Origin of the sequence: Citrobacter sp. SX206, assembly GCF_024181025.1 — a bacterium.
Classification (GTDB): Bacteria; Pseudomonadota; Gammaproteobacteria; order Enterobacterales; family Enterobacteriaceae; genus Citrobacter; species Citrobacter youngae.
Window position 1 is genome coordinate 3,857,883 of the sequence record NZ_CP049738.1, and the last position, 17,952, is coordinate 3,875,834.

Here is a 17,952-nt window from a genome sequence, read left to right on the forward strand (position 1 = left end):
ACAATGACGATTTTTGATAACTATGAAGTGTGGTTTGTGATTGGTAGCCAGCATCTGTATGGCCCTGAAACCCTGCGTCAGGTAACCCAACATGCCGAGCACGTCGTTAACGCACTGAATACTGAAGCTAAACTGCCCTGCAAACTGGTCTTAAAACCGCTGGGTACCTCGCCTGACGAAATCACCGCTATTTGTCGTGACGCCAACTATGACGATCGCTGCGCAGGGATGGTGGTCTGGCTGCATACCTTCTCGCCGGCGAAAATGTGGATCAACGGCCTGGCGATCCTCAACAAACCGCTGATGCAGTTCCACACCCAGTTTAACGCCGCCCTGCCGTGGGACAGCATTGATATGGACTTTATGAACCTGAACCAAACCGCGCACGGCGGTCGTGAGTTCGGCTTCATCGGCGCACGTATGCGTCAGCAGCACGCCGTGGTCACCGGTCACTGGCAGGACAAACAGGCACACGAACGCATCGGCTCCTGGATGCGACAGGCCGTGTCCAAACAGGACACTCGCCATCTGAAAGTCTGCCGTTTTGGCGACAACATGCGCGAAGTTGCGGTCACCGATGGCGATAAAGTTGCCGCGCAGATCAAATTCGGCTTCTCGGTAAACACCTGGGCCGTGGGCGATCTGGTGCAGGTCGTGAACGCAATTAGCGACGGCGAAATCAACGCACTAATCGATGAGTATGAAAGCTCTTACACCATGACGGCGGCAACGCAAGTCCACGGTGAAAAACGTCAGAACGTCCTGGAAGCCGCCCGTATTGAACTGGGGATGAAGCGCTTCCTGGAACAGGGCGGATTCCACGCCTTCACCACCACATTTGAAGATTTACACGGCCTGAAACAGCTCCCGGGTCTGGCCGTACAGCGTCTGATGCAGCAAGGCTATGGCTTTGCTGGCGAAGGCGACTGGAAAACCGCCGCTCTGCTTCGCATCATGAAGGTGATGTCAACCGGTCTGCAGGGCGGCACCTCATTTATGGAGGATTACACCTACCACTTCGAGAAAGGCAACGATCTGGTACTTGGTTCGCACATGCTGGAAGTGTGCCCGTCCATCGCGGTGGAAGAGAAACCGATCCTCGACGTACAACACCTCGGCATTGGTGGTAAAGACGATCCCGCCCGTCTGATCTTCAACACCAAAACCGGCCCGGCCGTGGTTGCCAGCCTGATCGATCTCGGCGATCGCTATCGTCTGCTGGTTAACTGCATCGACACCGTACCAACCCCACATGAGCTGCCGAAACTGCCGGTGGCAAACGCACTGTGGAAAGCCCAGCCGGATCTGCCAACCGCATCTGAAGCCTGGATCCTGGCCGGTGGCGCGCACCACACTGTCTTCAGCCACGCGCTGGATCTGAACGATATGCGCCAGTTCGCTGAAATGCACGATATCGAGATCGCCGTGATCGACAACGATACCCGTCTGCCAGCCTTTAAAGACGCGCTGCGCTGGAACGACGTGTATTACGGTTTTAAACGCTAAGATACGGATTGCCCGGTGGCACTGCGTTTACCGGGCCTACGATCCTGTAGGCCGGATAAGCGAAGCGCCATCCGGCAGGGAGACAATAATGTTAGAAGATCTTAAACGTCAGGTGCTGGAAGCTAATCTGGCGTTGCCGAAACATAACCTCGTGACCCTGACATGGGGGAACGTCAGCGCCGTTGATCGCGACAAAGGCGTATTTGTGATTAAACCCTCCGGCGTGGATTACGCGGTGATGACGGCGGACGATATGGTGGTGGTGAGCCTTGCAACCGGTGAAGTGGTGGAAGGCAATAAAAAACCCTCCTCCGATACCCCAACGCACCGTCTGCTGTATCAGGCATTCCCGACCATTGGCGGCATTGTTCACACCCATTCCCGTCATGCAACCATCTGGGCGCAGGCGGGGCAGTCTATTCCCGCCACGGGAACCACTCATGCGGACTATTTCTACGGCACGATTCCCTGCACACGGAAAATGACCGAGGAAGAAATCAACGGCGAATATGAATGGGAAACCGGCAATGTGATCGTTGAAACCTTTGAGAAACAAGGTATTGACGCCGCACAGATGCCTGGCGTGCTGGTGCACTCTCACGGTCCGTTTGCCTGGGGAAAAGATGCCGAAGATGCTGTACACAACGCTATCGTGCTGGAAGAAGTGGCCTATATGGGGATCTTCTGCCGCCAGCTCGCACCGCAATTGCCGGATATGCAACAAACCCTGTTAGATAAACACTACCTCCGCAAACACGGTGCAAAAGCCTACTACGGACAGTAACCTTGATATAAGCGCGTTTTAGTCGTCACGCGCTTTATTTCTACTCGGCTATATATTCAGCAAAAGCACTTTGATAAACACAGTTATTAGAACAAACATACTCAATCACATTATCATAATTCCCATGAATTTCCTCTCCTTCCAGAGAATGGAAGAAAATATAATCTGTTATCGTTGACTGCCATTTCTGCCCACGCAACAAATAATTAATTACCGTATCACGATGACCATTTCTTCTGTCATGCCCCTGCCAGTGAAAAAAAGCGTTTCCACTTTCAATTATTTCAGCCCGCCAAATTTGTCCGGTCCATGTTTTGTACTCAATATATTTGCTCACAGTTTTGATTGATGGGTTTGAAAGTTGAGTGTTAACAAATAGATAATACTGGTATCCAGGCAAAATCGCCTGAGTATAGACATTCATAAAAACTCCATTTCATCATTTTCCCGGATATGTATTAAGAAGCACCCGAACAGCAAGCTGAGAATAAAATCATATCCCGAGATAAAAACCAAATTATACAGAGAGACTCCCGACGAATTCGAACTGAAAATCCGTTTCTATTCGGCAATAAACACGATTAAATATATATTATATTTCAAACTCATATCCGGATGATTCGAATAAAATCTTTACATCAACCATTAATAAACACAAATGAAAAAAGTAACTTTTCCTGAATCCGAGAAAGATGTAGCAAAAATAAATAAGCACAAATCTGAAAAATAGCAAACATCCGATAATGGACTTAATAATACTAATCAATAACCCAGATGGACAGTTTCCATTTAAAACAACAGCCACACAAATAAAATAGTTTACTGCAACGCGTCTTAGGCACGACATTCATATATTAAATGCGAAGATAACCCAGGCTGACACAACACATTTTTTACTCAGAGACGCTTTTTACTCCAGCGGATACCGCGTCTTACGCCTCATACCTGTACAAAATAACAGTACAATCATGTAAACCAGGCTATAATAATGTCTGGTTTTTTGATGGATACGCAGCGTGGCGCAGGCAGGATTTATTTTAACCCGGCACTGGAGGGATACCCCGCAGGGGACAGAGGTTTCATTCTGGCTGGCAACAGACGATGGCCCGCTGCAGGTCACGCTCGCGCCTCAGGAGTCAGTCGCGTTTATTCCCACCAGTCAGGTCCCTCGCGTCACGTCATTATTACGCACTGAAAACGGCTATCGCCTGACGCCGCTTCAGTTGCAAGACTTCCACCGCCAGCCCGTTTCCGGCCTGTATTGCCGCTCACATCGCCAGCTCATGCGGCTGGAAAAACTGCTGCGCGAAAACGCAGTCACCGTCTACGAAGCTGACGTACGGCCGCCGGAGCGGTATCTGATGGAGCGCTTTATCACCTCCCCTGTTTGGGTCGAAGGCGACAGACATGACGACATGCTGGTTAATGCCCGCCTGAAGCCGAACCCTGACTATCGGCCACCGCTAAAATGGGTATCGCTGGATATCGAAACCACGCGCCACGGCGAACTCTACTGCATCGGTCTTGAGGGCTGTGGGCAGCGTATTGTCTATATGCTCGGCCCGGCAAACGGGGATGCCTCCCGGCTGGATTTTGAACTTGAGTACGTCGCAAGCCGTCCGCTGTTGCTGGAAAAACTCAACGACTGGATTGCCCGTCACGATCCTGATGTGATAATCGGCTGGAACGTCGTGCAATTCGATTTACGCGTCCTGCAAAAGCACGCCGAACGTTACCGCATTCCCCTGCGTTTTGGTCGTGACAATAGCGAGCTGGAGTGGCGCGAGCATGGCTTCAAAAACGGCGTGTTCTTCGCGCAGGCTAAAGGTCGCCTGATTATCGACGGCATTGAGGCGCTCAAATCCGCATTCTGGAATTTCTCATCGTTCTCGCTGGAAACGGTGTCGCAGGAGCTACTGGGCGAAGGGAAGTCAATTGATAATCCCTGGGACAGGATGGACGAAATCGATCGCCGGTTTGCCCAGGATAAGCCCGCGCTCGCTACCTACAATCTCAAAGACTGTGAACTGGTCACGCGTATTTTTCATAAAACCGAGATCATGCCATTTCTGCTGGAACGATCGACGGTCAACGGTCTGCCGGTCGACCGGCACGGTGGTTCAGTTGCCGCCTTCGGACACCTCTACCTGCCGCGCATGCACCGGACGGGTTATGTGGCACCGAACCTGGGTGAAGTCCCCGCGCACGCCAGCCCCGGCGGCTACGTGATGGACTCACGTCCGGGTCTGTATGACTCCGTGCTGGTGTTGGATTACAAAAGCCTGTACCCGTCAATTATTCGTACCTTCTTGATCGATCCGGTGGGGCTTATCGAAGGGATGGCGCATCCGGATCAGGAGCACAGTACCGAAGGGTTCCTTGACGCCTGGTTCTCACGTGAAAAGCACTGCCTACCGGAAATCGTGACCCGGATCTGGCACGGGCGCGATGAAGCAAAACGCCACGGGAATAAACCGCTCTCGCAGGCGCTGAAAATCATCATGAACGCGTTTTACGGCGTGCTGGGAACCACCGCCTGCCGCTTTTTCGACCCGAGGCTGGCTTCGTCGATCACCATGCGTGGCCACGCGATCATGCGTCAGACCAAAGCACTGATTGAAGCTCAGGGTTACGACGTTATCTATGGCGATACCGACTCGACCTTTGTCTGGCTGAAAAAGGCGCACTCAGAAGATGATGCCGCCCGGATTGGCCGTGAGCTGGTGAGCTATGTCAACGACTGGTGGGCGCAGTCCCTGAAGCAACAAAACCTGACCAGCGCGCTGGAGCTGGAATTTGAAACCCACTTTTGTCGATTTCTGATGCCGACCATTCGCGGTGCAGATACCGGCAGTAAAAAGCGCTACGCCGGGATGATTCAGGAAGGTACAGAGCAACGCATGGTGTTTAAGGGCCTGGAAACGGTAAGAACCGACTGGACGCCACTGGCCCAACAGTTTCAGCAGGAGCTATACCTGCGAATTTTTCGTAACGAACCTTATCAGGAGTTTGTTCGCGAGACTATCGACCGTCTGATGGCGGGTGAACTGGACGATCAACTGGTGTATCGCAAACGCCTGCGTCGCCCGTTAAGCGAATACCAGCGCAATGTGCCACCACACGTGCGCGCCGCGCGCCTCGCCGATGAGCAAAATGTAAAGCTGGGACGTCCGCCGCAGTATCAGAATCGCGGCACCATTAAATATGTCTGGACGATAAATGGTCCAGAACCCGTGAATTATCAGCTTTCAGCCCTTGACTACGAGCACTATTTGACCCGGCAGATCCAGCCCGTAGCCGAGGGAATACTTCCCTTTATCGATGATAACTTTGCTACACTACTCACAGGGCAACTGGGGTTATTTTGACGCGTGACGAAACCGTCGCCATCCAGTACCATAGCGCCCTTTCCATTCCTGGACCCCAATACACTTGCTGCCACTTTACTCTGGCAGAGGGTGAGTATTGCCTGCAACTAAAGATATAGAGCCGAACATATATGCCTTTTACACTTGGTCAACGCTGGATCAGCGATACAGAAAGCGAATTGGGACTTGGTACCGTTGTCGCCATGGATGCGCGAACCGTCACTTTACTTTTCTCTTCGACGGGTGAAAGCCGTCTGTATGCGCGCAGTGATTCCCCCGTGACCCGCGTGATGTTCAATCCTGGTGATACGATAACGAGCCATGAAGGCTGGCAACTGCATGTCGATGAAGTAAAAGAAGAAAACGGCCTGCTTGCCTATATCGGAACCCGCCTTGATACCGAAGAAACCGGTGTAACGCTGCGTGAAGTGCTGCTCGACAGCAAGCTGGTATTCAGCAAACCACAAGATCGCCTGTTTGCCGGCCAGATTGACCGTATGGATCGCTTTGCGCTGCGCTATCGCGCACGTAAATTTCAGAGCGAGCAGTACCGTATGCCGTGGAGTGGTTTGCGTGGTCAACGTACCAGCCTGATCCCCCACCAGCTCAACATTGCCCATGACGTCGGCCGTCGTCATGCCCCTCGCGTATTGCTGGCAGACGAAGTGGGTTTAGGTAAAACCATTGAAGCCGGGATGATCCTGCATCAACAGCTGCTGTCAGGCGCCGCAGAGCGCGTACTGATCATCGTCCCGGAGACGTTACAGCACCAGTGGCTGGTCGAAATGCTGCGTCGCTTCAACCTGCGTTTTGCGCTGTTTGATGATGAGCGTTATGCAGAAGCGCAGCACGATGCCTACAACCCGTTTGAAACCGAACAACTGGTTATCTGTTCGCTGGACTTTGCCCGTCGCAGTAAACAGCGCCTGGAGCATCTGTGTGACGCCGAATGGGATCTGCTGATTGTCGATGAAGCGCATCACCTAGTGTGGAGCGAAGACGCGCCCAGCCGTGAATATATGGCCGTTGAACAACTGGCAGAACGCGTACCGGGCATCCTGCTGCTAACCGCTACACCGGAACAGCTGGGTCTGGAAAGCCACTTTGCGCGCCTGCGCCTGCTGGACCCCAGCCGCTTCCACGATTTCGCCCAGTTTGTTGAAGAACAGAAAAATTACCGTCCGGTCGCCGATGCCGTCGCCATGCTGCTGGCTGGCAACAAACTGAGCAACAATGAGCTGAACATGTTAGGTGACATGATTGGCGAACAGGACATTGAACCGTTATTGCAGGCGGCAAACAGCGACAGCGAAGATGCCCAGAGCGCGCGTCAGGAGCTGGTTTCAATGCTGATGGACAGACACGGCACCAGCCGCGTGCTGTTTCGCAACACCCGTAACGGCGTGAAAGGCTTCCCGAAACGCGAACTGCATACCATCAAGCTACCGCTGCCAACCCAATACCAGACGGCGATTAAAGTTTCCGGCATTATGGGCGCGCGTAAGAGTGCGGAAGACCGGGCGCGCGACATGCTCTACCCGGAACAGATTTATCAGGAATTCGAAGGCGATACCGGTACCTGGTGGAACTTTGACCCGCGCGTGGAATGGCTGATGGGCTATCTGACCAGCCACCGCTCGCAAAAAGTACTGGTTATCTGTGCAAAAGCCACCACCGCGCTTCAACTGGAGCAGGTTCTGCGCGAGCGCGAAGGTATCCGCGCTGCCGTGTTCCATGAAGGGATGTCGATCATTGAGCGTGACCGCGCCGCAGCCTGGTTTAGCGAAGAAGATAGCGGCGCTCAGGTAATGCTATGTTCTGAAATCGGCTCCGAAGGGCGCAACTTCCAGTTCGCCAGCAATCTGGTGATGTTTGACCTGCCGTTCAACCCGGACCTGCTGGAACAGCGTATTGGTCGTCTGGACCGTATTGGTCAGGCGCATGATATTCAGATTCATGTCCCGTACCTGGAAAAAACCGCGCAATCCGTGCTGGTGCGCTGGTACCACGAAGGTCTGGATGCGTTCGAACACACCTGCCCAACCGGCCGTACCATCTATGACACGGTATATAACAATCTGATCGGCTACCTGGCTGAACCAGAAAATACCGATGGCTTTGACGATCTGATCAAAACCTGCCGCGAACAGCATGACGCGCTGAAAGCACAGCTGGAGCAAGGTCGCGATCGTCTGCTGGAGATCCACTCTAACGGCGGTGAAAAAGCGCTGGCACTGGCTGAGAGCATTGAAGAGCAGGACGACGATACCAGCCTGATCGCCTTCGCCATGAACCTGTTTGATATCGTTGGTATTAATCAGGATGACCGTGGCGACAATCTGATCGTGCTGACCCCGTCCGATCATATGCTGGTGCCTGATTTCCCTGGGCTGCCGGAAGATGGCTGCACCATTACGTTTGAACGTGATGTCGCCTTGTCGCGTGAAGATGCGCAGTTTATTACCTGGGAGCATCCGTTAATCCGTAATGGTCTGGATCTTATCCTCTCCGGCGACACCGGTAGCAGCACCATTTCGTTGTTGAAAAACAAAGCATTACCGGTCGGCACTCTGCTGGTTGAGCTGGTGTATGTGGTTGAAGCGCAAGCGCCGAAACAGCTGCAGTTGAACCGCTTCCTGCCGCCAACGCCGGTACGTATGCTGCTGGATAAAAACGGCAATAACCTTGCCGCACAGGTTGAATTCGAAACCTTTAACCGCCAGCTCAGCGCTGTTAACCGCCACACCGGCAGTAAACTGGTCAACGCCGTGCAGCAGGACGTTCATGCCATTCTGCAACTGGGTGAAGCGCAGGTGGAAAAATCGGCTCGCGCGCTGATCGACGCGGCGCGTAAAGAAGCGGACGAAAAACTGACTGCGGAACTGTCCCGTCTGGAAGCGCTACGTGCCGTTAACCCGAACATCCGTGATGACGAACTCAGCGCAATTGAAAGCAACCGCCAGCAGGTGATGGAAAGCTTGGATCAGGCGGGATGGCGTCTTGATGCCCTGCGCCTGATCGTCGTGACGCATCAGTAACGGAGCCATACATGGGGATGGAAAACTACAATCCGCCGCAGGAACCCTGGCTGGTTATCCTGTATCAGGATGAGCACATTATGGTGGTCAACAAGCCGAGCGGTTTGTTGTCTGTGCCGGGGCGTCTGGATGAGCACAAAGACAGCGTGATGACGCGTATTCAGCGCGACTATCCGCAGGCTGAATCCGTACATCGTCTGGATATGGCAACCAGCGGCGTGATTGTAGTCGCGCTAACCAAAGCGGCAGAGCGCGAGCTAAAACGCCAGTTTCGCGAGCGCGAACCGAAAAAACAATATGTTGCACGCGTCTGGGGGCATCCCGCTCCGGCCGAGGGACTGGTTGATTTGCCGCTGATTTGCGACTGGCCGAACAGGCCAAAGCAAAAAGTGTGTTATGAGACCGGGAAATCGGCGCAGACAGAGTATGAAGTAGTGGAGTTCGCGGCGGATAACACCGCCCGGGTGGTGCTCAAACCCATTACCGGACGCTCCCACCAGTTGCGTGTACATATGCTGGCTTTAGGGCATCCAATCCTGGGCGACCGCTTCTATGCTCCGCCGGAAGCGCTGGCGTTAGCACCGCGCCTGTTGCTGCATGCAGAGATGTTAACCATCACGCATCCCGAATACGGCAACAGTATGACGTTTAAAGTCCCGGCGGATTTTTAAATTCTGAGCCAATTTATGCCGGATGCGGCTAGCGCCTTATCCGGCAATTCAATCACTTGAATCCTTTTTGCTCCTTAATCAGCTCGTAAGCCTTTTGGATTTCCTGCGCTTTTTGCTTCGCCATTTCCATCATCTCTGGCGGCAGACCTTTCGCGACCAGTTTGTCCGGATGGTGCTCGCTCATCAGCTTACGGTAAGCGCGCTTTATGGTAGTCGCATCATCGGTCGTTTTCACACCCAGCACATTACAGGCGTCTTCCAGCGTCGGACCGCGTTGCGCCTGCTGCCAGCCACCGCCACCGGACTGCTGCTGATATCCGCCGCCAAACTGTGCGCCGCCCTGCATCATGCGCAGGAACTGATCAAATTGGGTACGTGAGATCCCCAACTCTTCAGCAATCACATACAGCACTTCACGCTCATTAGGATGTAACGACCCATCGGCAAATGCCGCCTGGATTTGAATTTCCAGAAACATGCGGATCAGATCGAATCGACCAAAACAGACGCTGCGAAACTGACGCATCTTTTCACGTAATGGATAATTATCCGATTTTCCTACCCGGAAGGCGTGTTGTGCAGCCGTTCGCGAGTCACCGTGCAAATTCATCCGATCCATCAACTGGCTGGCGATATGAATATCGGCTTCCGTGACGCGACCTTTGGATTTGGTCAGATGTCCCATCACCTCAAAAGTGGTGGCAAAAAACAGCGCCTGGCGTTCACGTTGGTTGGCAAACCACGCCATTTTGCGCATGCGGGCTTTGTCGAACATGTGGCCAACTAACAGCCCCAGAACCACACCCCAGAAGCCGCCACCCATCATTAAAGCCACGGCTACACCAATTATCTTTCCCCAATACTGCATAGACTCCCCAAATCTTTATGCTCTCAGCCAGGCTATGTCCCACAATATAAGGTGCTTTTACCGATTTACGGCTGCGGTCAATTGTGGGACATCGCCTATAATTTGCATTATCATACCTGTCATTCAATGCCGTGCCTAACACCACGGATGCCTAAATGGGCAGGATTAACACTAGCGCAGTGAAGATGAGATAAGTTAGGCTGTGACCGTTTGTCACGCGCGACGCTACTGATGATGGAACAATAAATACAACGTATGAAAAAACGTATTCCCACTCTTCTGGCCACCATGATTGCCAGTGCCCTCTATAGCCATCAGGGCCTGGCAGCCGATCTCGCCTCACAGTGTATGCTGGGCGTGCCGAGCTATGACCGTCCTCTGGTACAGGGCGAGACTAATGAATTACCCGTCACCATCAATGCCGACAACGCTAAAGGGAATTATCCCGATGACGCGGTGTTTACCGGCAACGTGGACATCGCACAGGGTAACAGCCGCCTGCAGGCCGACGAAGTACAGCTTCATCAGAAGCAGGCTGAAGGCCAGCCGGAGCCAATACGTACCGTCGATGCGCTGGGCAACGTCCATTATGATGACAATCAGGTTATTCTGAAGGGGCCGAAGGGTTGGTCGAATCTGAATACCAAAGATACCAACATCTGGGAAGGTGATTACCAGATGGTGGGCCGTCAGGGACGCGGGAAAGCCGATCTGATGAAACAGCGTGGCGAAAACCGTTATACCATTCTGGAAAACGGTAGCTTTACCTCTTGTCTGCCGGGTTCCGATACCTGGAGCGTCGTCGGTAGCGAAGTGATCCACGACCGTGAAGAACAGGTCGCAGAGATCTGGAACGCCCGTTTTAAACTGGGTCCGGTTCCGGTCTTTTACAGTCCTTATTTACAGTTACCCGTCGGCGATAAGCGCCGTTCCGGTTTCCTGATCCCGAACGCAAAATATTCCACCAATAACTATTTTGAGTTCTACCTGCCGTATTACTGGAACATTGCGCCCAACATGGACGCCACCATTACGCCGCATTATATGCATCGCCGTGGCGGCATTATGTGGGAAAACGAATTCCGTTACCTGACCCAGGCGGGCGCAGGTCTGATGGAACTCGATTATCTGAATTCCGACCGGGTCTACGACGACGAACATCCGAATGATGATAATTCACGCCGCTGGCTGTTTTACTGGCAACACGCCGGTGTGATGGACCAGGTGTGGCGTTTCAACGTCGACTACACCAAAGTCAGCGACTCCAGCTACTTTAATGATTTTGACAATAAGTACGGTTCCAGCACCGACGGTTATGCGACACAGAAATTCAGTGTCGGCTATGCGGTGCAAAACTTTGATGCGACGGTCTCAACTAAACAGTTCCAGGTCTTTGACGATCAGAACAACAGCAGTTATTCCGCTCAGCCACAGTTAGACGTCAACTTCTATCAGAATGACGTCGGTCCATTTGATACCCGTATTTATGGACAGGCGGTGCATTTCGTCAATACCAATGACGACATGCCGGAAGCGACGCGTGTTCACCTTGAGCCGACCATCAATCTGCCGCTATCCAATCAGTGGGGAAGTATCAACACTGAAGCGAAGCTGATGGCGACGCACTACCAGCAGACCAATCTGGACTGGTACAACAACAATCAGGGTAACGTAAATAAGCTCGACGACTCCGCTAACCGCGTCATGCCGCAGTTCAAAGTCGACGGTAAGTTGGTATTCGAACGTGACATGGAAATGCTGGCGCCGGGCTATACCCAGACGCTGGAGCCGCGTGCGCAGTATTTGTATGTGCCTTATCGCAACCAAAGTCATATCTATAACTATGACTCTTCCCTGCTGCAAGCTGACTACAGTGGCCTGTTCCGTGACCGTACCTATGGCGGTCTGGACCGTATTGCCTCCGCTAACCAGGTAACGACTGGCGTCACATCTCGCGTTTATGATGACGCGGCCGTTGAACGTTTTAATATTTCTGTGGGTCAAATCTACTATTTCACCGAGTCTCGCACTGGCGATGACAACATAAAATGGGAGAATGACGACAAAACCGGTTCATTGGTATGGGCAGGTGATACTTACTGGCGCATCTCCGATCGTTGGGGTTTACGCGGTGGGATCCAGTACGACACGCGTCTGGACAGTGTCGCCACCAGCAGCAGCAGCATCGAGTACCGTCGCGACGAAAACCGCATGCTGCAGTTGAACTACCGCTATGCCAGCCCGGAATATATCCAGGCAACACTGCCGTCGTATTACTCTACGGCAGATCAGTATAAAAACGGGATTTCTCAGGTGGGTGCAGTGGCGAGCGTGCCGATCGCTGAGCGTTGGTCAATCGTCGGAGCTTACTACTTCGATACCAATGTGAACAAAGTGGCGGATTCCATGCTGGGCTTACAGTACAACTCCTGCTGTTATGCCATTCGCGTCGGCTATGAACGTAAGCTGAATGGTTGGGATGACACCCAGAAACACGCGGTATATGACAACTCGATCGGCTTTAATATCGAACTGCGCGGCCTGAGCTCTAACTATGGTCTTGGCACCAACCAGATGCTGCGTTCGAACATTTTGCCGTATCAAAGCTCTTTATGATCTGATTGATTTACAACGTAATCCGCATTGCGGTTAATTGATAATGGAAAAAGTATGAAGAACTGGAAAACGCTGCTTCTCGGTATCGCCATGGTCGCGAATACCAGTTTCGCTGCCCCACAGGTAGTCGATAAAGTCGCAGCCGTCGTCAATAACGGCGTCGTTCTCGAAAGCGACGTCGATGGCTTAATGCAGTCAGTAAAACTTAATGCGGGTCAGGCTGGTCAGCAGTTACCGGACGACGCCACGCTGCGTCATCAGATCCTGGAACGTTTGATCATGGATCAAATCCTCCTGCAAATGGGTCAGAAGATGGGTGTTAAAATCTCTGACGAGCAGTTGGATCAGGCTATTGCCAACATCGCCAAGCAGAACAACATGACGCTGGATCAGATGCGCAGTCGTTTGGCACAGGATGGTTTAAGCTATTCGACCTATCGTAGCCAGATCCGCAAAGAGATGACCATCTCTGAAGTGCGTAACAACGAAGTTCGCCGTCGCGTCACCATCCTGCCTCAGGAAGTGGATGCCCTGGCGCAACAGGTAGGCAACCAAAACGATGCCAGCACCGAACTGAACCTGAGCCACATTCTGATCCCATTACCGGAAAACCCAACTTCCGACCAGGTTAACGCGGCTGAAAGCCAGGCGCGCTCTGTTGTTGATGAAGCGCGTAACGGTAGTGATTTTGGCAAACTGGCTATTACTTATTCCGCTGACCAGCAGGCGCTGAAAGGCGGCCAGATGGGTTGGGGACGCATTCAGGAACTGCCGGGCATCTTCGCCCAGGCGTTAAGCACCGCGAAAAAAGGCGATATCATTGGCCCAATTCGCTCTGGTGTCGGCTTCCATATCCTGAAAGTCAACGACATGCGTGGTCAAAGCCAGAGCATCTCCGTGACTGAAGTTCATGCCCGCCATATTCTGCTGAAACCGTCGCCGATCATGACCGATCAACAGGCGCGTCTGAAACTGGAACAAATCGCAGCTGATATTAAGAGCGGTAAAACCACCTTTGCGGCAGCGGCTAAAGAGTTTTCTCAGGATCCGGGGTCTGCCAACCAGGGCGGTGACCTGGGTTGGGCTGCAGCCGATATTTTCGATCCGGCTTTCCGCGATGCGCTGACTAAACTTCATAAAGGCCAGATGAGCACCCCGGTGCACTCCTCATTCGGCTGGCATCTTATCGAGCTGCTGGATACGCGTAATGTTGATAAAACTGACGCGGCACAGAAAGACAGAGCTTATCGCATGCTGATGAATCGTAAATTCTCGGAAGAAGCAGCGACCTGGATGCAGGAACAGCGCGCCAGTGCGTACGTTAAAATTCTGAGCAACTAATGACTCAAATTCAACGTGTTGTGATCACTCCCGGCGAACCTGCCGGGATTGGTCCGGACCTTGTGATCCAGCTTGCACAGCGCGAGTGGCCGGTAGAACTCGTTGTTTGTGCTGATGCCACGCTACTCCGTGACCGGGCAGCCATGCTCGGTTTACCGCTCTCGCTCCTTCCCTACTCTCCAGATATCCCAGCCCAACCACAATCAGCGGGTACGCTGACGCTATTGCCGGTTGCGTTGCGCGCGCCTGTCGTCGCGGGCCAACTGGCGGTAGAGAATGGGCAATATGTAGTCGACACGCTGGCTCGCGCCTGCGATGGTTGTCTGCAAGGTGAGTTTGCGGCGCTGATTACCGGTCCGGTTCACAAGGGCGTCATCAACGACGCTGGCGTCCCGTTTACCGGGCATACCGAGTTTTTTGAAGAGCGTTCACAGGCGAAGAAGGTTGTCATGATGCTGGCAACCGAAGAGCTGCGTGTTGCCCTGGCGACCACACATCTGCCGCTTAAAGCCGTTGCTGAAGCCATTACCCCGGCATTATTGCGAGAAGTGATCGGTATTCTGCATCATGATCTACGCACTAAGTTTGGCCTGAACGATCCGCGTATTCTGGTGTGCGGCCTTAACCCGCATGCCGGTGAAGGCGGTCATATGGGAACGGAAGAGATAGACACCATCATCCCGGTACTGGATGAACTGCGTGCGCAGGGGATGAAATTAAACGGCCCGCTGCCCGCAGATACGCTTTTTCAGCCCAAATATCTCGACCACGCGGATGCCGTGCTGGCAATGTACCACGATCAGGGTCTCCCCGTGCTAAAATACCAGGGATTTGGTCGCGGTGTGAATATCACGCTGGGCCTGCCCTTTATTCGCACATCCGTCGATCACGGCACCGCACTTGAACTCGCGGGCCGTGGACAAGCAGATGTCGGCAGTTTTATTACGGCGCTTAATCTCGCCATCAAAATGATTGTTAATACCAATGAATAATCGAGTCCATCAGGGCCATTTAGCCCGTAAACGTTTCGGGCAGAACTTCCTCAACGATCAGTTTGTGATCGAAAGTATTGTCTCTGCTATCAACCCGCAGAAAGGTCAGGCTATGGTCGAAATCGGCCCAGGCCTGGCGGCATTGACCGAACCAGTAGGCGAACGTCTGGACAAGCTCACGGTCATTGAACTGGACCGCGATCTGGCAGCACGCTTACAGACACACCCGTTTTTAGGGCCTAAGCTGACGATTTATCAGCAAGATGCCATGACCATGAACTTCGGCGAACTGGCACAAACGATGGGTCAGCCGCTGCGCGTATTCGGCAACCTGCCGTACAACATCTCCACGCCACTCATGTTCCATCTTTTTTCCTATACTGATGCCATTGCCGACATGCATTTCATGTTGCAAAAAGAGGTGGTCAATCGTCTGGTTGCAGGGCCAAACAGTAAAGCGTATGGTCGATTAAGCGTAATGGCGCAGTATTACTGCAATGTGATCCCGGTACTTGAAGTGCCGCCATCTGCATTTACGCCTGCGCCTAAAGTTGATTCAGCTGTTGTGCGTCTGGTCCCTCACGCGACGATGCCGTACCCGGTTAAAGATGTTCGTGTGCTGAGCCGTATTACCACCGAAGCGTTTAATCAGCGCCGTAAAACGGTACGTAACAGTCTCGGCAACCTATTTAGCGTTGAAGTACTGACAGAGCTGGGCGTTGATCCGGCGATGCGAGCGGAAAATATCTCTGTCGCGCAATACTGCCGGATGGCTAACTATCTGTCAGAAAACGCGCCATCGAAGGAGAGTTAAACATGATCAATTCGCCCCGAGTGTGCATTCAGGTACAAAGCGTCTACATTGAGGCGCAATCCTCACCTGATGATGAACGTTACGTTTTTGCTTATACCGTGACTATCCGCAATTTGGGGCGAGCGCCAGTGCAGCTGTTGGGGCGTTATTGGTTGATAACCAATGGTCATGGGCGCGAAACCGAAGTTCAGGGTGAAGGTGTGGTTGGCGTTCAGCCCCATATCGAACCTGGCGAAGAGTACCAGTACACCAGCGGCGCCGTTATTGAAACGCCACTGGGCACCATGCAGGGTCATTACGAAATGATCGATGAGCAGGGCATCGCCTTTACCATCGACATTCCCGTATTCCGACTCGCCGTTCCAACACTCATTCATTAAAACAATAACTATGGCGACATACCTTATCGGCGACGTTCACGGTTGTTACGATGAACTGGTAGCCTTGCTGCATCAGGTAGACTTTAATTCCAAAAAAGACACCCTATGGCTCACCGGCGATCTGGTCGCTCGTGGGCCGGGTTCGCTGGACGTTTTGCGCTATGTGAAATCGCTGGGCGACAGCGTGCGCCTGGTATTGGGTAATCACGATTTACACCTGCTGGCCGTGTTTGCCGGCATCAGTCGTAATAAACCTAAAGACAGGGTCACATCGCTGCTCGAAGCGCCGGATGCTGACGAATTAATCAACTGGCTTCGTCGTCAGCCGCTGCTGCAGGTAGACGAAGAGAAAAAACTGGTCATGGCGCACGCTGGCATTACCCCTCAATGGGATTTGCAGACCGCGAAAGACTGCGCACGGGACGTAGAAGCCGTGCTGTCGAGCGACTCATATCCCTTCTTCCTTGATGCGATGTACGGCGACATGCCAAACAACTGGACCCCGGAGCTGACCGGGCTGGCGCGCCTGCGTTTTATTACCAACGCGTTCACCCGCATGCGTTACTGCTTCCCCAACGGTCAACTGGATATGTACAGCAAAGAGTCACCAGAAGACGCACCTGCCCCGCTGAAGCCGTGGTTTGCCATTCCTGGCCCCGTCAGTGACGCGTACAGCATTGCATTCGGGCACTGGGCATCGCTGGAGGGCAAAGGCACGCCAGAAGGAATTTATGCGCTGGATACGGGGTGTTGCTGGGGAGGCGATCTCACCTGTCTGCGCTGGGAAGACAAACGCTACTTTGTGCAGCCATCAAATCGCCATCTGAATAGGGATCCCGGCGAGGCGGTCAACGCCTGATAGTCGTCTGCCGGATGCGGTGCTCGCACCTTATCCGGCCTACGAATGTGCCATCCGGCACTTACAGGATTAACGACGCTCCAGAATCTCGAAGCAGTAGCTGTGAGAGTTTTGCGCGTCGGCATCATGGAACTCACTGAAAACAGACTCCCAGTCATCCGGTTCGTAGTCCGGGAAATGCGTATCCCCTTCGACTTCAGCATCAATGTGCGTCAGATACAGCTTCTGCGCTTTTGGCAGGAACTGCTCATACACGCGCCCACCGCCAATCACCATAATCTCTGGTTCATCACCGCAGGCCGCAATGGCTTCATCAACAGACTTCACCCACTGCACGCGATCGTCGGTGCCGGGTTTGCTGCTGATGACGATATTTTTACGCCCAGGTAACGGTCGCCCGATGGATTCCCAGGTGTGGCGTCCCATGACAACCGGCTTGTTTAAGGTATTACGTTTAAACCAGGCGAGATCGGCAGGGAGGTTCCACGGCATGGCGTTCTCCATACCGATGACGCGATCTACCGCTAACGCCGCAATCAGACTGATCATTGAATATTTCCCGGATACAAAAAAATTGTCGCCACTATACGGAAAGCGCAATCTTTCGTCGACTGGCGGAAAGAGGATGAACAGGAAAATTTTCCGTTCTGCTGGCGAACCGACCTATTTAAGGTGGTACGCCAGCATTACAGTAGTTCAAAAACAGCCAATTAGC

General features: G+C 52.9%; 14 protein-coding genes. 11 read left to right on the plus strand and 3 right to left on the minus strand.

What is annotated here, in order from left to right; translation table 11 throughout:
• The first annotated feature begins 3 nt into the window (after positions 1 to 3).
• Together araA and araD are read left to right on the plus strand one after the other, a co-directional pair.
• Positions 4 to 1,506 carry an L-arabinose isomerase gene (gene araA / locus G8S19_RS18690; RefSeq protein WP_124021838.1) on the plus strand — a complete coding sequence of 501 codons (1,503 nt, stop codon included), beginning with the start codon at positions 4 to 6 and terminating at the stop codon, positions 1,504 to 1,506.
• Positions 1,507 to 1,594: 88 nt separating this feature from the next.
• Positions 1,595 to 2,290 carry an L-ribulose-5-phosphate 4-epimerase gene (araD, locus tag G8S19_RS18695; RefSeq protein WP_124021837.1) on the plus strand — a complete coding sequence of 232 codons (696 nt, stop codon included), beginning with the start codon at positions 1,595 to 1,597 and terminating at the stop codon, positions 2,288 to 2,290.
• Between the two features lie 40 nt (positions 2,291 to 2,330).
• On the opposite strand, the gene G8S19_RS18700 is transcribed toward araD, so the two are convergent.
• Complete coding sequence (locus G8S19_RS18700) at positions 2,331 to 2,714, minus strand: DUF4751 family protein (RefSeq protein WP_101741370.1); 384 nt, start codon at positions 2,712 to 2,714, stop codon at positions 2,331 to 2,333.
• A gap of 592 nt (positions 2,715 to 3,306) precedes the next feature.
• On the opposite strand from G8S19_RS18700, the gene polB reads away from it, so the two are divergent.
• From polB to rluA, 3 genes are all read left to right on the plus strand, one after another.
• A complete protein-coding gene (gene polB, locus G8S19_RS18705; protein ID WP_253685677.1) occupies positions 3,307 to 5,658 on the plus strand; it encodes a DNA polymerase II in 2,352 nt (783 codons plus the stop codon).
• Between the two features lie 131 nt (positions 5,659 to 5,789).
• A complete protein-coding gene (gene rapA, locus G8S19_RS18710) occupies positions 5,790 to 8,696 on the plus strand; it encodes an RNA polymerase-associated protein RapA (protein ID WP_124021836.1) in 2,907 nt (968 codons plus the stop codon).
• An 11-nt stretch (positions 8,697 to 8,707) separates the two neighbouring features.
• Positions 8,708 to 9,367: a bifunctional tRNA pseudouridine(32) synthase/23S rRNA pseudouridine(746) synthase RluA gene (gene rluA, locus G8S19_RS18715; RefSeq protein ID WP_003018849.1), complete on the plus strand. Its 660-nt coding sequence runs from the start codon at positions 8,708 to 8,710 to the stop codon at positions 9,365 to 9,367.
• Positions 9,368 to 9,419: 52 nt separating this feature from the next.
• Here rluA and djlA read toward each other — a convergent pair whose 3' ends face one another.
• Positions 9,420 to 10,235 (minus strand): co-chaperone DjlA, encoded by an 816-nt coding sequence (djlA, locus tag G8S19_RS18720; RefSeq protein ID WP_003845702.1) that lies wholly within the window; start codon positions 10,233 to 10,235, stop codon positions 9,420 to 9,422.
• 255 nt (positions 10,236 to 10,490) lie between these two features.
• On the opposite strand from djlA, the gene lptD reads away from it, so the two are divergent.
• Genes lptD through apaH form a run of 6 tightly spaced genes read left to right on the plus strand, consistent with a single transcriptional unit; the run spans position 10,491 to position 17,237 of the window.
• Positions 10,491 to 12,851, plus strand: coding sequence for an LPS assembly protein LptD (gene lptD, locus G8S19_RS18725; protein ID WP_253685679.1), 2,361 nt, complete (start codon positions 10,491 to 10,493; stop codon positions 12,849 to 12,851).
• A gap of 54 nt (positions 12,852 to 12,905) precedes the next feature.
• On the plus strand, positions 12,906 to 14,192 hold the full coding sequence (surA, locus tag G8S19_RS18730) for a peptidylprolyl isomerase SurA (protein ID WP_253685681.1): 1,287 nt from the start codon (positions 12,906 to 12,908) through the stop codon (positions 14,190 to 14,192).
• Positions 14,192 to 15,184, plus strand: coding sequence for a 4-hydroxythreonine-4-phosphate dehydrogenase PdxA (pdxA, locus tag G8S19_RS18735; RefSeq protein ID WP_121584186.1), 993 nt, complete (start codon positions 14,192 to 14,194; stop codon positions 15,182 to 15,184). Before surA ends, pdxA begins: the two co-directional genes overlap by 1 nt.
• The gene (gene rsmA, locus G8S19_RS18740; protein ID WP_003018865.1) at positions 15,177 to 15,998 is read left to right on the plus strand and encodes a 16S rRNA (adenine(1518)-N(6)/adenine(1519)-N(6))-dimethyltransferase RsmA; all 822 of its coding nucleotides are present in this window, start codon (positions 15,177 to 15,179) and stop codon (positions 15,996 to 15,998) included. The genes pdxA and rsmA overlap by 8 nt, the downstream gene beginning before the upstream one ends.
• A gap of 2 nt (positions 15,999 to 16,000) precedes the next feature.
• Positions 16,001 to 16,378: a Co2+/Mg2+ efflux protein ApaG gene (apaG, locus tag G8S19_RS18745; RefSeq protein WP_003018867.1), complete on the plus strand. Its 378-nt coding sequence runs from the start codon at positions 16,001 to 16,003 to the stop codon at positions 16,376 to 16,378.
• A 10-nt stretch (positions 16,379 to 16,388) separates the two neighbouring features.
• On the plus strand, positions 16,389 to 17,237 hold the full coding sequence (gene apaH / locus G8S19_RS18750; protein WP_199970139.1) for a bis(5'-nucleosyl)-tetraphosphatase (symmetrical) ApaH: 849 nt from the start codon (positions 16,389 to 16,391) through the stop codon (positions 17,235 to 17,237).
• Between the two features lie 69 nt (positions 17,238 to 17,306).
• Here apaH and folA read toward each other — a convergent pair whose 3' ends face one another.
• Positions 17,307 to 17,786: a type 3 dihydrofolate reductase gene (gene folA, locus G8S19_RS18755; RefSeq protein ID WP_003018873.1), complete on the minus strand. Its 480-nt coding sequence runs from the start codon at positions 17,784 to 17,786 to the stop codon at positions 17,307 to 17,309.
• Positions 17,787 to 17,952 lie beyond the last annotated feature (166 nt).

Coding starts and splice junctions, on each gene's coding strand:
- araA (WP_124021838.1), top strand. CDS start 4: ATGACGATTTTTGATAACTATGAAGTGTGGTTTGTGATTGGTAGCCAG.
- araD (WP_124021837.1), top strand. CDS start 1,595: ATGTTAGAAGATCTTAAACGTCAGGTGCTGGAAGCTAATCTGGCGTTG.
- G8S19_RS18700 (WP_101741370.1), bottom strand. CDS start 2,714: ATGAATGTCTATACTCAGGCGATTTTGCCTGGATACCAGTATTATCTA.
- rapA (WP_124021836.1), top strand. CDS start 5,790: ATGCCTTTTACACTTGGTCAACGCTGGATCAGCGATACAGAAAGCGAA.
- rluA (WP_003018849.1), top strand. CDS start 8,708: ATGGGGATGGAAAACTACAATCCGCCGCAGGAACCCTGGCTGGTTATC.
- djlA (WP_003845702.1), bottom strand. CDS start 10,235: ATGCAGTATTGGGGAAAGATAATTGGTGTAGCCGTGGCTTTAATGATG.
- lptD (WP_253685679.1), top strand. CDS start 10,491: ATGAAAAAACGTATTCCCACTCTTCTGGCCACCATGATTGCCAGTGCC.
- surA (WP_253685681.1), top strand. CDS start 12,906: ATGAAGAACTGGAAAACGCTGCTTCTCGGTATCGCCATGGTCGCGAAT.
- pdxA (WP_121584186.1), top strand. CDS start 14,192: ATGACTCAAATTCAACGTGTTGTGATCACTCCCGGCGAACCTGCCGGG.
- rsmA (WP_003018865.1), top strand. CDS start 15,177: ATGAATAATCGAGTCCATCAGGGCCATTTAGCCCGTAAACGTTTCGGG.
- apaG (WP_003018867.1), top strand. CDS start 16,001: ATGATCAATTCGCCCCGAGTGTGCATTCAGGTACAAAGCGTCTACATT.
- apaH (WP_199970139.1), top strand. CDS start 16,389: ATGGCGACATACCTTATCGGCGACGTTCACGGTTGTTACGATGAACTG.
- folA (WP_003018873.1), bottom strand. CDS start 17,786: ATGATCAGTCTGATTGCGGCGTTAGCGGTAGATCGCGTCATCGGTATG.